Source organism: Pseudomonas sp. xss_2 (genome assembly GCF_043104195.1).
Taxonomy (GTDB): Bacteria; Pseudomonadota; Gammaproteobacteria; order Pseudomonadales; family Pseudomonadaceae; genus Aquipseudomonas; species Aquipseudomonas urmiensis.
This window is the reverse complement of sequence record NZ_JBICKL010000081.1, coordinates 88,477-102,118: the sequence shown is the minus strand read 5'-3', so window position 1 is coordinate 102,118 and position 13,642 is coordinate 88,477. Positions and strand designations below refer to the sequence as shown.

Sequence of the window (13,642 nt, the reverse complement as noted above, 5' to 3'; positions counted from 1 at the left end):
CTTACGACAAATTCAACAGACAGATAGCAAAAACGCCCCACGAGGGGGCGTTTTTATTCACAGGCTAGCTTAGCAGCCCGTCAAGCGGCAGCCTTCTTGGCCGCAGCTTCGATGCTACGAGTGATGTACCACTGCTGCGAAATCGACAAGCAGTTGTTCACAACCCAGTACAGCACCAGACCCGCTGGGAACCACAGGAAGAAGAAGGTGAAGATGATTGGCATCATTTTCATCACCTTGGCCTGCATCGGATCCGGCGGAGTCGGGTTCAGGCGCTGCTGGATGAACATGGTCGCGCCCATGATGATCGGCAGGATGAAGAACGGATCCTTGATCGACAGGTCGGTAATCCACAGCAGCCATGGGGCCTGGCGCATTTCTACGCTTTCCAGCAGTACCCAGTACAGGGCCAGGAACACTGGCATCTGCACCAGGATTGGCAAGCAGCCACCCAGCGGATTGATCTTCTCTTTCTTGTACAGCTCCATCATCGCCTGGGACATCTTCTGGCGATCGTCACCGAAGCGTTCCTTCAGCGCGGCCAGTTTTGGCGAAACGGCACGCATGCGCGCCATCGAGCGGTAGCTGGCAGCCGACAGCGGGAAGAACAGGCCCTTGATGAGCATGGTCAGGACGATGATCGACCAGCCCCAGTTACCCAGGATGCTGTGGATATGTTGCAGCAGCCAGAAGATCGGCTGAGCGATGAACCACAGGAAGCCATAGTCGACAGTCAGTTCCAGGCCTGGGGACAACTCTTTGAGCTTGGACTGAATCTTCGGACCTGCGTACAGCATGGCGCTGGTTTCGACTTTACCGCCGGCAGGTACGCTGAGCGCTGGGCCGGTGTAGCCGATGATGTAGTTGCCTTGGCTGTCCTTACGGGTCTGGATAACGTTGTTATCCGACTTGGCAGGAATCCAGGCAGTTACGAAGTAGTGTTGCAGCCAGGCAACCCAGCCGCCGGACACATTTTCTTTCAAACTGCCTTTGTCGATGTCTTTCATCGACACTTTCTTGTACGGCTCGGAAGGCGTCCACAGGGCAGCGCCCAGGTAGGTCGCGGTACCGGTAGCCGTGCTCGACGACGGATCGGAGCTGGCATCACGCTTGAGCTGGGCGAACATGTTGCCCGACCAGGCTTGAGCGCTTTGGTTGTCGATCAGGTAGCTGACGGTCAGGTCGTACTCACCGCGCTTGAAGCTGAAGCGCTTGATGTAGTTGACGCCGTTCTCGCTGAACTTCAGGTCAACGACCAGCTGCTCCTGGCCATCGGCCAGTTGGAAGCTCTTTTGTTCAGCGGCGTACAGCGGACGACCGGAAGAACGTGCATCCGGACCATTAACGCCAGTCAGACCACTCTGGGCCAGGTAAACACGCTCGCCACCGTTATCGAACAGCTGGAACGGAATGTCCGGATGGTCCTGGCGACGTGGGTACTTGGGCAGGTTCAGCTGGACGATGTCACCACCGACCGGATCGATAGCCAGTTCAAGGACGTCGGTCTTGACCCGGATCAGGTCCTTGCTGACTGCAACCGGAGCCAGTTCGGCTGGGCTGGATTCAGCATTGGCGCTCGGCACATCGGCGCTGGCGCCGTTGTTACTGCCGGCCGGCACGGTATCGGGCAGGGCCGGGGCAGCGTTGCTGGCAGCAGTATGCTGAGTCGGCAGTGCAGCCTGACCGTAGTCCTGGTTCCATTTGAGGACCAGCACGTAGGCCACGATTGCCAGGGCGACGATCAGGATCGTGCGTTTAATATCCATGATTACTCGGCTATCGAAGAAGTTCGGGAGGAAGGAGCGGGAGGGACGGGATCGAAACCGCCGTCGTTCCACGGATGACAACGCCCCAGGCGACGAACGGCTAGCCACCCACCACGCAACAGGCCATGGTTTTCTATGGCTTCGTAGGCGTAACAGGAGCAGCTGGGGTAGAAACGACAGTGGCTGGCCATCAGTGGACTAATGGCGTAACGGTAAAACTGGATCGGGACGAGGGCCAGTTTACGCATCGTGACTGTCTACCCCTGCAGAATCGGCATTAACCGCTGGAGAGGGCCGATTACGAGCGAGGCGCTTCCAGAGCTTGCCAAAGTGTTGGTGCAATTCTGGGTTTTCTACTTCGCCCAAGCCCTTGCGCGCGACGATCACGATGTCCAATCCAGCAAGACTCTGCTGATTCAGACGAAAGGAATCGCGCATCAAGCGTTTGAGGCGATTGCGTTGAACGGCGAGCTTGACGCTCTTCTTGCCGATCACCAAGCCAAGGCGCGGGTGATCGAGGCCGTTCTCGCGGGCAAGGATTAGCAGGCTTTTACCTGGAACCTTGCCGGTTGGCGAGTCGAAGACCGCTTTGAAATGCCGGGGTGTAAGCAGTCGCTTTTCCCGACTGAAGTCCTGACTCACCACCTGTGCCGAAAAATCAAACGGCCAGACGCTTACGGCCTTTGGCACGACGACGCGACAGAACAGCGCGGCCGTTCTTGGTGGCCATACGGGCACGGAAGCCGTGGGTGCGCGCGCGCTTGATGGTGCTTGGTTGGAAAGTACGTTTCATGGCGTGTTACCTGGGTTCGTCGACTACGGGCCGGAATGGCCCCCGTTTTAAGAGATCGGCGATTCTAGAGAAAGCAAGCCAATAGGTCAATTTCCAACCAACCTTTCCTTATGGATGGCATGGCTTCTACCTGACATCTCGCTGACTTCTAGAAGAAGGGATCGACAGGCTTGATCGAATCTCAAAGAGTGGACAACATGAAAAAATAAAAGAGACATATAAAAAGCTTTTTTGAATAACTTATAGATCTTAGGCAAGCCACTATCTGTGGATAACCATCTACAGGCCATGATTCACGCCATGTACAGAGTTTTGAAACCTTGTCCGCAACCGGTGCTCCGGCTGTGCTGCGCATGCGGACAAGCTGTGGATTAAAGTGGTCGTTATCCACAGCAGAGTTATCAACAGGCTTGAGCCCAGGGTTGTGCATAGACCTTAGGTGCGGTTATCCACAGAGCTTATTCACATGGCAGTGACGGCGTTTTGGCCATCATTTGACTGCTCTGTCATGGTTCAAGTCGCTGTCTCATGTGGATAAGTAACCGCTCGCCCGGTACAATGGCGGTTTGCTTTTGCCTCATCCGGCTTTCAACTCAGGGGATATCCGTGTCAGTGGAACTTTGGCAGCAGTGCGTGGAGCTTCTGCGCGATGAACTGCCTGCCCAGCAATTCAACACCTGGATCCGTCCGCTACAGGTCGAAGCCGAAGGCGACGAGTTGCGCGTTTATGCGCCCAACCGTTTCGTCCTCGATTGGGTCAATGAAAAATACCTGGGTCGTCTGCTCGAGCTGCTGGGCGAACACGGCAATGGCCTGGCGCCAGCGCTTTCCTTATTAATAGGCAGCCGCCGCAGCTCTGCGCCGCGCGCCGCTCCCAATGCTCCGGTCAGTGCTGCGGTCGCCGCCAAAGCTCAGCCCCAGCAGCCAGCGCCTGTACTCACGCAGAATGAGTCGGTTGCTGTGCAGGCGGTCGAGCCGCTTTTGACCAACGAAGTGGAACAGCCGTCGTCGCGCGACAGTTTCGACTCGATGGGCGATACGCCAGTTGTCCCGAGTGCTACCACGCGCACTGAGCAACGGACCGTGCAGGTAGAAGGTGCGCTCAAGCACACCAGCTACCTCAACAGAACCTTCACGTTCGATACCTTCGTTGAAGGTAAGTCCAACCAATTGGCTCGGGCAGCTGCCTGGCAGGTCGCCGATAACCCCAAGCATGGCTACAACCCGCTGTTCCTCTACGGTGGTGTGGGCCTGGGTAAGACGCACTTGATGCATGCTGTGGGTAACCACCTGCTCAAGAAGAATCCGAACGCCAAGGTGGTCTACCTGCACTCGGAGCGCTTCGTTGCCGACATGGTCAAGGCGTTGCAGCTCAATGCGATCAACGAGTTCAAGCGCTTCTATCGTTCGGTGGATGCGTTGCTGATCGATGACATCCAGTTCTTTGCCCGCAAAGAGCGCTCGCAGGAAGAGTTTTTCCACACCTTCAACGCCTTGCTCGAGGGTGGTCAGCAGGTAATTCTTACCAGCGACCGTTATCCAAAAGAGATCGAAGGCCTTGAAGAGCGTCTGAAGTCGCGCTTTGGTTGGGGCCTGACGGTTGCCGTCGAACCGCCAGAGCTGGAAACCCGCGTAGCGATCCTGATGAAGAAGGCCGACCAGGCGAAGGTGGAACTTCCTCACGATGCGGCGTTCTTTATCGCCCAGCGCATCCGCTCCAACGTGCGTGAGCTGGAAGGCGCGCTCAAGCGTGTCATCGCTCACTCGCACTTCATGGGGCGCGACATCACCATCGAGCTGATCCGTGAGTCGCTCAAGGATCTGCTGGCGCTGCAAGACAAGCTGGTGAGTGTGGATAACATTCAGCGCACCGTGGCCGAGTACTACAAGATCAAGATCTCCGACCTGCTGTCCAAGCGGCGTTCGCGATCGGTAGCTCGGCCGCGTCAGGTGGCCATGGCGTTGTCCAAAGAGCTGACCAACCACAGTCTGCCGGAAATCGGCGACATGTTTGGCGGCCGCGACCACACCACCGTGCTGCACGCCTGCCGCAAGATCAATGAATTGAAGGAATCCGACGCGGACATCCGCGAGGACTACAAGAACCTGCTGCGCACGCTGACGACCTGATGGCCGTCGGCGCAGCTATTTGAAGGCAAGGGACTAGACCATGCATTTCACCATTCAACGCGAAGCCCTGTTGAAACCCCTGCAACTGGTCGCAGGTGTCGTCGAGCGCCGCCAGACCTTGCCGGTCCTGTCCAACGTCCTGCTGGTCGTGCAAGGCCAGCAGCTGTCGTTGACCGGTACCGACCTGGAAGTCGAGCTGGTTGGCCGCGTACAACTGGAAGAGCCGGCTGAGCCGGGCGAAATCACTGTCCCAGCGCGTAAGCTGATGGACATCTGCAAAAGCCTGCCGAGCGATGTCCTGATCGACATTAAAGTGGACGAGCAGAAGCTGCTGGTCAAAGCTGGCCGTAGCCGCTTCACCCTCTCCACCTTGCCGGCCAATGACTTCCCGACTGTGGAAGAAGGCCCGGGCTCGCTGACCTGCAACCTGGAACAAAGCAAGCTGCGCCGTCTGATCGAGCGCACTAGCTTCGCCATGGCCCAGCAGGATGTACGCTACTACCTCAACGGCATGCTGCTGGAAGTGTCGACCGATACCCTGCGTGCGGTTGCCACCGACGGTCACCGTTTGGCCATGTGCTCCATGCAAGCCGCGATCGGCCAGGCGGAGCGCCACCAGGTCATCGTTCCACGCAAAGGTATCCTTGAACTGGCGCGCCTGCTCACCGATCCAGAAGGCATGGTCAGCATCGTCCTGGGCCAGCATCACATTCGTGCGACCACTGGCGAATTCACCTTCACCTCGAAACTGGTCGACGGTAAGTTCCCTGACTACGAGCGCGTTCTGCCCAAGGGTGGCGACAAGCTGGTCATCGGTGATCGTCAGGCCCTGCGCGAAGCGTTCAGCCGGACTGCGATCCTGTCCAACGAGAAGTACCGCGGTATTCGTCTGCAGTTGGCTGCTGGCCAGTTGAAGATTCAAGCCAACAACCCAGAGCAGGAAGAAGCCGAAGAAGAGATCAGCGTCGACTACAACGGTAGCTCGCTGGAAATCGGCTTCAACGTTAGCTATCTGCTGGATGTGCTGGGCGTCATGACTACGGAGCAAGTTCGTCTGATTCTGTCCGATTCCAACAGCAGCGCCTTGCTGCAGGAAGCCGGCAACGACGACTCGTCTTACGTTGTCATGCCGATGCGTCTGTAATCTGTAGCAGATAATGTCCCTAAGACGCATCATGGTCACTGCGGTGCGCAACCTGCACCCAGTGACCCTCTCTCCCTCCCCCCGCATCAACATTCTTTACGGCGCCAACGGCAGCGGCAAAACCAGTGTTCTGGAAGCCGTCTATCTATTGGGCCTGGCTCGCTCCTTCCGCAGTACTCGACTGAACCCTGTTATCCAATACGAGCAGCCAACCTGCACCGTGTTTGGCGAGGTTCAGTTGGCCGAAGGTGGTACCAGTAATCTAGGTGTTTCGCGTGAGCGACAGGGGGAGTTCTCCATCCGCATTGACGGGCAGAATGCCCGCAGTGCTGCTCAATTGGCAGAGCTGCTGCCGTTGCAGTTGATCAACCCAGACAGCTTCCGCTTGCTCGAAGGCGCACCGAAAATTCGGCGGCAGTTCCTCGATTGGGGTGTGTTCCACGTGGAACCACGCTTCATGGCGGCCTGGCAACGTCTGCAGAAGGCACTGCGACAGCGGAACTCATGGTTGCGGCATGGTACACTTGACGCTGCTTCGCAAGCCGCCTGGGACCGGGAATTGTGCCTGGCCAGCGCGGAGATAGATGAATACCGTCGCAACTATATCAAGGCCTTGAAGCCCGTCTTCGAGCGAACCCTGAGCGAACTGGTCGAGCTGGATGGATTGACCCTGAGCTATTACCGCGGCTGGGACAAGGACCGGGAACTCAACGAAGTACTCGCCTCTTCTCTTCACCGTGACCAGCAAATGGGCCATACCCAGGCCGGTCCTCAGCGTGCTGATTTACGTCTTCGTATTGGCGCAAACAACGCTGCGGATATCCTGTCCCGTGGGCAGCAAAAACTTGTGGTGTGTGCATTGCGCATCGCCCAAGGCCACTTGGTCAGCCAAGCCCGTCGCGGTCTCTGTATCTATCTCGTGGATGACTTGCCGTCCGAACTGGACGAGCAGCACCGCCGCGCATTATGCCGCTTGCTTGAAGAATTACGCTGCCAGGTTTTCATCACCTGTGTAGATCACGAATTACTGAGGGAAGGCTGGCAGACGGAAACGCCAGTTGCTTTGTTCCACGTGGAACAAGGCCGTATCACCCAGACCCACGACCATCGGGAGTGAAGGCATGAGCGAAAATCAAACGTACGATTCCTCCAGCATTAAAGTGCTGAAAGGGCTGGATGCCGTACGCAAACGTCCCGGCATGTACATTGGCGACACCGATGATGGTAGCGGCCTGCACCACATGGTCTTCGAAGTGGTCGACAACTCGATCGACGAAGCCCTCGCCGGTCACTGCGATGACATTACCGTCATCATTCACCCAGACGAATCCATCAGTGTCCGCGACAACGGTCGCGGCATTCCGGTCGACGTGCACAAAGAAGAAGGTGTATCGGCGGCTGAGGTCATCATGACCGTCCTGCACGCAGGCGGTAAGTTCGATGACAACTCCTACAAAGTTTCTGGCGGTCTGCACGGGGTTGGTGTTTCCGTTGTTAACGCCCTCTCTGAGCAGCTGATTCTTACTGTTCGCCGCAGCGGCAAGATCTGGGAGCAGACCTACGTGCATGGTGTGCCTCAGGCACCTATGGCCGTAGTCGGTGAAAGTGAAACCACCGGTACCCACATCCACTTCAAGCCGTCGGCTGAAACTTTCAAGAACATCCACTTCAGCTGGGACATCCTCGCCAAGCGTATCCGCGAGCTGTCCTTCCTCAACTCTGGTGTTGGCATCCTGCTCAAGGATGAACGCAGCGGTAAAGAAGAGTTCTTCAAATACGAAGGTGGTCTGCGCGCGTTCGTTGAATACCTCAACACCAACAAGACCCCGGTGAACACGCAGGTCTTCCACTTCAATGTCCAGCGTGACGATGGTGTCGGTGTCGAAGTCGCCCTGCAGTGGAACGACAGCTTCAACGAAAACCTGCTGTGCTTCACCAACAACATTCCGCAGCGCGACGGTGGTACTCACCTGGTCGGCTTCCGCTCTTCGCTGACCCGCAGCCTGAACGCTTACATCGAGCAAGAAGGCTTGGCCAAGAAGAACAAGGTCGCGACCACCGGTGACGATGCCCGTGAAGGTCTGACTGCGATCATCTCGGTCAAGGTGCCGGATCCGAAGTTCAGCTCGCAGACCAAGGACAAGTTGGTTTCCTCGGAGGTGAAGACCGCCGTGGAACAAGAGATGAACAAGTACTTCGCCGACTTCCTGTTGGAAAACCCCAACGAAGCCAAGGCGGTGGTCGGCAAGATGATCGATGCTGCCCGCGCGCGTGAAGCAGCACGTAAGGCACGCGAGATGACTCGCCGCAAAGGCGCATTGGATATCGCTGGCCTGCCGGGCAAATTGGCCGACTGCCAAGAGAAGGACCCTGCCCTCTCTGAACTGTACCTGGTGGAAGGTGATTCGGCAGGTGGTTCGGCCAAGCAAGGTCGTAACCGTCGCACCCAGGCGATCCTGCCGCTCAAGGGTAAGATCCTTAACGTCGAGAAAGCACGCTTCGACAAGATGATCTCGTCCCAGGAGGTCGGTACGCTGATCACCGCACTGGGCTGCGGCATTGGCCGCGAAGAGTACAACATCGACAAGCTGCGCTATCACAACATCATCATCATGACCGATGCTGACGTTGACGGTTCGCACATCCGTACCCTGCTGCTGACCTTCTTCTTCCGTCAGTTGCCGGAGCTGGTCGAGCGTGGCTACATCTATATCGCTCAGCCGCCGCTGTACAAGGTCAAGAAGGGCAAGCAAGAGCAATACATCAAAGACGACGACGCCATGGAAGAGTACATGACGCAGTCGGCCCTGGATGACGCCAGCCTGCACTTGGACGAATCGGCACCTGCGGTTTCCGGCGTACAGCTGGAAAGCCTGGTGAACGATTTCCGCGGTGTGATGAAAACCCTCAAGCGTCTGTCGCGCCTGTACCCACAAGAGCTGACGGAGCACTTCATCTACCTGGATGAAGTCACCCTTGAGCAGCTGGGCGATCACGCGCACATGGAAAACTGGTTGGCCAAGTTCCAGGCGCGCCTGAACAACAGCCAGAAGTCTGGCCTGGCCTACAAAGCTAGCTTGCGTGAAGACAAAGAGCGCAATGTCTGGCTGCCGGAGGTGGAGATTACTTCGCACGGTCTGGCCAGCTACATCACCTTCAACCGCGACTTCTTCGGCAGCAACGACTACCGCACCGTGGTCAACCTGGGTGGCAAGCTCAGCACCCTGCTCGGCGAAGGTGCGTATGTGCAGCGTGGCGAACGTCGCAAGGCGGTCACCGAGTTCAAGGAAGCCTTGGACTGGCTGATGAACGAAACCGCCAAGCGTCACACCATCCAGCGATACAAAGGTCTGGGTGAGATGAACCCGGAGCAGCTGTGGGAAACCACCATGGACCCAACCGTGCGCCGCATGCTCAAGGTCACCATCGAAGACGCGATCGCTGCCGATCAGATCTTCAACACCCTGATGGGTGATGCGGTGGAACCACGCCGCGACTTCATCGAAAGCAATGCCCTGTCGGTGTCCAACCTGGACTTCTGATCAGGTGTAGTTTCACCGACAAGCTGCATGAAAAAGCCCGCGTAAGCGGGCTTTTTCATGAGTGCCAGAGCCATCTGAGCGACAAGTATTGAACTGTCCAATTCAGCGCCCAGCCGCTTCATCCTTAATTTCGCTCCAACTGCTGTCGGGGTCGAAACGCGTTATCGCAGCCGCGCCCTTGGCACTGTCACGGCCGAGGTCTTTCTCGAACAATTCACCGTCGTGGCTGATCATAAAACTCATGACGCCAGTGTCCGCGTAGTTCGCCGGCCAGGCGATCACGGCAAAGCCGCGGGTCATGTGATCGCCGATCTTGTAGTCATAGGCGCCACCTGGTGCCGAAGGGCCTTGGGCGGTGAGAATCCGATAGTGATAGCCATGCCAGTCATCACGCTTGGCTGCATCACCGAATAGCGGCCCGAGTGGACTTTCTTCGACGCCGTCCACTTCCGGCCAGTACAGCCCGTCGAACGCCCCGTCGCTACTCATGAACTTCTGCGCGTACTCGAGCAGCCCATCGCCATTGCGATCAATTTCGGCGTAGTCCATCTGCGCGTCGTGATAGGCACGGGCTGCTTGAATGGTCGCCAATTCGTTGCGGCCGATGCGACGCTGGCGGATTTCCTCGGCACCTGCTTTGGTGTCGAAAGCCCAACCGCCAGCACTGTGTCTGATGGGAATTGGGAAAATCCAGGGTGTGTTGCCGACCACCAGATGTGCACGCTTCTGGCTATCGGACTGAACCTGGTGGGATTCCTTGTAGAGCGAGAGAAAGGCATCCACATCTTTACGATCGACGTCCTTGGTCGGGATATAAGTGTTCCAGTCGTTGCCGAGCAAGTTTGCCAACTGTTGGCTATCGGCCTTTTCACTACCCAGGGCCTGCACCAACGCTTCGCCTGCCGCCTCCGCGCTTGGGAAGTATTTCTGAGCGTAACTGCTGGACGTCCAGCAAAGGAGCAGCACCAGCGCAATCCGACTAGCAGTTTTCATGACTGACTCTCCTCTCAGCGGCGACGGCCGCCACCGCTGGATTGCATGCGCACGGGTCGTTGCATCTGATGACCGGCGGGCGCTGCGCTGGGGCGGCTGGCGCTACGTTGACTGATCTGTCCACGGTTGCTTGCCATGCGTGCCTGTGAAGGGTTGCGCACATCGGCCAAGGCGTTGTTGCGCGGCGCCTGGGCGCGAGCATGTTGCTGGCGGACTTGCTGGCGTGCTTGTTGATTACGCTCCGACGGCTGATGCTGGCGAGTTTTCAAAGGTGCCTGCGCGCCAGGCTTGTGCTGGCGGTCGGCGACCTGTGCGCGCTCGCGAGCGCTAGCGGGCTGGTTGATGCCCTGTTTTTCCAGGCTTTGTTGAGCGCGCTCACGCTCTGCACTCTGCACCCGTTGGCGGGCTTCGAGGTTGCTGGTTGCCGGTGCTTCGATGCCACGCTGGGCGAGACTTTCTCGGGCGCGCGCGCGATCTTCGACACGCGCCGGGGTGTCACCGCGATAGGCTGTGCGCTCTGCGCTGCCGGGCAAGCGCCGGTCGAACTGGGCTCGACTGGCTTGATCGCGGTAGGGGACGCCGTCACGATAGGTAGGATTATGGCGCCAGTTGTTCTGGTTGGTTTCGAGCCTGCGGTTGACGTTGTTGATGTTGTTGTAGCGATTGACGTTGATATCAACGTCATGATCGTCCCAGTCGCAATCCCCCCACAGAGAATTGACGATCGCTACGCCTGCACCGAAAGCCAGACCGGTCGCCAATGCCGTACCGATGGCATACCCCGGCGGTGGCGGATAGTACGCCGGTGGGTAGGACGCAGAGGACCAACTACCGTAGACCACAGAGGGGTTGTAGCTTGGGACGTATACGACCTGGGGGTTGGTCGGCTGGATAATGATGGTTTGTGCCGACGCGCCAGCTTGCCCCGCTGTAGTCGTGCCGCCTGCTTGAGCGTTTGAGGGTTGCACGATAACCCTCTGCTTATCGTTCGACTCCAGGTGGCCAGCAGCCTTTGCCTTAGCGCGCAAGCGCTGTACCGAATTCATCACCGCGTCGGGCTGGGCGAGAAAGGCATCGCCGACTCGCTGCACCCAGACTGGGTCCTGGCCAAGTGTGGCTAGCACCTGCGGGAAAGCCACCAACGATTGCACACTGGGGTCCCAAGGTTGCTCGGCGACCTGCTGGACGGCGGCATCGCCACTGACGTTCGGATGCGCCTTGGACCAGGCAACCGCGTCGGCGACATTGCCGGGATAGGTGGTTGCCATCAGCACCTGAGCCAGTAAAGCATCCGGGTACAAGGCCAACGGTGCAAGCATCTGATCAAGCTGTTCGGTGTTGAACACCTGCTCGCTGGGCGCGGCCGCAGTGGCAGGTACAGCTGCAGATACCGGCGCCGGGGCCGTTGCCTTAGGTGGCGCATCTTCTTCGGAACAGCCCAAGAGCGCGAGCATGGTGATGGTGAGCAGGATCGCCCTGTGAAGGCAGGCAGACATGACGATGCTCCTGTAGCTGAGGGACAGAGCGGAGCGTCAGGCGCCCAACGGGTTACCGGGTCGGCAATCGACGCATGGAAGGCTCAGAGCAGTATCAGCGTAGAAGAAAATTGCTCTGCCGGCGGTTCGGCGCCCGACAAGCCCGCTTCCACAAGGACCGCGCTGAACCCGCTTACAGACCCAGCTCACGCAAGCGCCGATAAAGCGTCCGCTCGCTCAACCCCAGATGTCGGGCCAACTCACTACGCGACCCTTGGAATTGCTCCAGCGCCAGCGCCAGCTCGCCCAGTTCGTTGCGGCTGCGGCGTGGTGTAGCTACGTTCTGCAGGGGGCCAATGTCGTGCGGCAAATGTTCTGGCCGAATCAAGCCGTCGTCGGCAAACAAGCGTGCCCGTTCGAGAATATTGCGCAGCTCGCGAATGTTGCCTGGGAACGGATGCAAGCTGAGCCGTTGTTGCGCTTGCGCAGTTAGCGTGGTGGATTGCGCGCCAGCCATGCGCTTCAACAAACTCTCGGCCAGCATGGGCAGATCCTCTACCCGTTCGCGCAGGGCAGGCAGCCGGATTGGAAAACCGCTGATGCGGTAGTACAAGTCTTCACGAAAGGTGCCCGCAGCGACCATTTCCTTGAGTGGTTTGTGGGTGGCAGAGACCAGGCGAAAATCCGAGTGCACCGTGCGCAGGCTGCCGACTGGGCGGAAACTGCCGGACTCGATCAGGCGCAGCAGCTTCACCTGCATGGCCAATGGAACCTCACCAATTTCATCGAGGAACAACGTGCCGCCATGCGCCGCTTCGGCCAAACCGATCTTGCGCTGGGTGGCTCCGGTGAAGGCGCCTTTTTCGTAGCCGAACAATTCACTCTCGAACAGGCTCTCGGTAAGACCAGTGCAGTCGACCACAACCAACGGCCCATTGGCGCGCAGGCTACCCAAATGCAGGGCGCGGGCAAAAAGCTCTTTGCCGGTTCCAGACTCACCCTGGAGCAACACTGGGATCTGCGCTGGGGCGGCTCTTTGCAAGCTTGCCAGGGCCGTCTTGAATGCCGGAGCACGGCCTACCAGGCCTTGCTGTTGCGGCTGGGCGGAGGCGAGCGTCACGGTGTTCAGACGCTCGACGAAGGCGACCACCCTACCCTGTTCATCCAGGATCGGCCGTAACTCGACGTCCACATGCTCAGGCCCACGGGGAGTGTGATGGATGTGCAGCACCCGCTCCGGCACTTTGCTGTCCCACGCCTTGCGCATCGGGCAGTGTTCGCCGGCCTGGTCGCAGGGGACGGCGTAGTGGTGGGATACCCGGTGACACTTCTCCCCCAGCGGCGCGTTGTCGTTGATGCCGAACTGGCGGCGGTAGGCAGCATTGGCGGCGAGGATGTTGTAGTCGGTATCGAGCACGATGGACGGATGCACGTCGTGTTCCAGATACGACACTAGCGCAAGGATCGCGGGTTGGTTGGCAGAAGCTGAAAACGCGGACATGACCAGGACCGGAAGAGAGTACATCGCGGAGGGTAGCAAGGACTGCCAATCACTGCCATTAGCTGCCAGTCGACTGCCAAGTCTGTCATTGGCAGTGGAGAGCACACGGATAGGAACAGGCTGCGCAGCGTGTTCTTCGCGGTAAACCCGCTGGCTAAAACCCTGATGCGTAGGGCTTGAACACTCACTCTATGTTTAATAGCAAAGCACACGTGGTTTCGGACCAATGCCCTGGCATGCATCTTGATAAAGCACCGTTTACTGCCTACGCCTCTAACAAGGCGCGGCGGATAAATCT

At 58.3% G+C, this 13,642-nt stretch carries 11 protein-coding genes; 4 read left to right on the top strand and 7 right to left on the bottom strand.

Annotated elements, in window-relative coordinates; genetic code table 11:
* Nucleotides 1-80: 80 nt before the first annotated feature.
* Genes yidC through rpmH form a run of 4 tightly spaced genes read right to left on the bottom strand, consistent with a single transcriptional unit; the run spans nt 81 to nt 2,559 of the window.
* Nucleotides 81-1,766 (bottom strand): membrane protein insertase YidC, encoded by a 1,686-nt coding sequence (gene yidC, locus ACF8K2_RS20865; protein WP_186553123.1) that lies wholly within the window; start codon nt 1,764-1,766, stop codon nt 81-83.
* A gap of 2 nt (nt 1,767-1,768) precedes the next feature.
* On the bottom strand, nt 1,769-2,014 hold the full coding sequence (yidD, locus tag ACF8K2_RS20860; protein ID WP_011536514.1) for a membrane protein insertion efficiency factor YidD: 246 nt from the start codon (nt 2,012-2,014) through the stop codon (nt 1,769-1,771).
* Complete coding sequence (gene rnpA, locus ACF8K2_RS20855; protein ID WP_186553240.1) at nt 2,007-2,411, bottom strand: ribonuclease P protein component; 405 nt, start codon at nt 2,409-2,411, stop codon at nt 2,007-2,009. Before rnpA ends, yidD begins: the two co-directional genes overlap by 8 nt.
* A gap of 13 nt (nt 2,412-2,424) precedes the next feature.
* Entirely contained in the window at nt 2,425-2,559 is a 135-nt protein-coding gene (gene rpmH, locus ACF8K2_RS20850; RefSeq protein WP_002551315.1) for a 50S ribosomal protein L34, read from the bottom strand.
* 606 nt (nt 2,560-3,165) lie between these two features.
* On the opposite strand from rpmH, the gene dnaA reads away from it, so the two are divergent.
* The 4 genes from dnaA to gyrB are packed head-to-tail and all read left to right on the top strand — an operon-like array spanning nt 3,166 to nt 9,375.
* Complete coding sequence (dnaA, locus tag ACF8K2_RS20845; RefSeq protein ID WP_186553124.1) at nt 3,166-4,689, top strand: chromosomal replication initiator protein DnaA; 1,524 nt, start codon at nt 3,166-3,168, stop codon at nt 4,687-4,689.
* A 40-nt stretch (nt 4,690-4,729) separates the two neighbouring features.
* Nucleotides 4,730-5,833: a DNA polymerase III subunit beta gene (dnaN, locus tag ACF8K2_RS20840; protein ID WP_186553125.1), complete on the top strand. Its 1,104-nt coding sequence runs from the start codon at nt 4,730-4,732 to the stop codon at nt 5,831-5,833.
* 13 nt (nt 5,834-5,846) lie between these two features.
* Nucleotides 5,847-6,950: a DNA replication/repair protein RecF gene (gene recF, locus ACF8K2_RS20835; protein ID WP_186553126.1), complete on the top strand. Its 1,104-nt coding sequence runs from the start codon at nt 5,847-5,849 to the stop codon at nt 6,948-6,950.
* Nucleotides 6,951-6,954: 4 nt separating this feature from the next.
* A complete protein-coding gene (gene gyrB / locus ACF8K2_RS20830) occupies nt 6,955-9,375 on the top strand; it encodes a DNA topoisomerase (ATP-hydrolyzing) subunit B (protein ID WP_186553127.1) in 2,421 nt (806 codons plus the stop codon).
* 102 nt (nt 9,376-9,477) lie between these two features.
* On the opposite strand, the gene ACF8K2_RS20825 is transcribed toward gyrB, so the two are convergent.
* The 3 genes from ACF8K2_RS20825 to ACF8K2_RS20815 form a co-directional block, all read right to left on the bottom strand.
* Nucleotides 9,478-10,368, bottom strand: a complete 891-nt coding sequence (locus tag ACF8K2_RS20825; protein WP_392467384.1) for a DUF2950 domain-containing protein — start codon at nt 10,366-10,368, stop codon at nt 9,478-9,480.
* 14 nt (nt 10,369-10,382) lie between these two features.
* Entirely contained in the window at nt 10,383-11,864 is a 1,482-nt protein-coding gene (locus ACF8K2_RS20820) for a DUF3300 domain-containing protein (protein ID WP_392467382.1), read from the bottom strand.
* A gap of 172 nt (nt 11,865-12,036) precedes the next feature.
* Nucleotides 12,037-13,344 (bottom strand): sigma-54 interaction domain-containing protein, encoded by a 1,308-nt coding sequence (locus ACF8K2_RS20815; RefSeq protein WP_392467381.1) that lies wholly within the window; start codon nt 13,342-13,344, stop codon nt 12,037-12,039.
* Between the last annotated feature and the right edge of the window lie 298 nt (nt 13,345-13,642).

Coding starts and splice junctions, on each gene's coding strand:
- yidC (WP_186553123.1), bottom strand. CDS start 1,766: ATGGATATTAAACGCACGATCCTGATCGTCGCCCTGGCAATCGTGGCC.
- yidD (WP_011536514.1), bottom strand. CDS start 2,014: ATGCGTAAACTGGCCCTCGTCCCGATCCAGTTTTACCGTTACGCCATT.
- rpmH (WP_002551315.1), bottom strand. CDS start 2,559: ATGAAACGTACTTTCCAACCAAGCACCATCAAGCGCGCGCGCACCCAC.
- dnaN (WP_186553125.1), top strand. CDS start 4,730: ATGCATTTCACCATTCAACGCGAAGCCCTGTTGAAACCCCTGCAACTG.
- recF (WP_186553126.1), top strand. CDS start 5,847: ATGTCCCTAAGACGCATCATGGTCACTGCGGTGCGCAACCTGCACCCA.
- gyrB (WP_186553127.1), top strand. CDS start 6,955: ATGAGCGAAAATCAAACGTACGATTCCTCCAGCATTAAAGTGCTGAAA.
- ACF8K2_RS20825 (WP_392467384.1), bottom strand. CDS start 10,368: ATGAAAACTGCTAGTCGGATTGCGCTGGTGCTGCTCCTTTGCTGGACG.
- ACF8K2_RS20820 (WP_392467382.1), bottom strand. CDS start 11,864: ATGTCTGCCTGCCTTCACAGGGCGATCCTGCTCACCATCACCATGCTC.
- ACF8K2_RS20815 (WP_392467381.1), bottom strand. CDS start 13,344: ATGTCCGCGTTTTCAGCTTCTGCCAACCAACCCGCGATCCTTGCGCTA.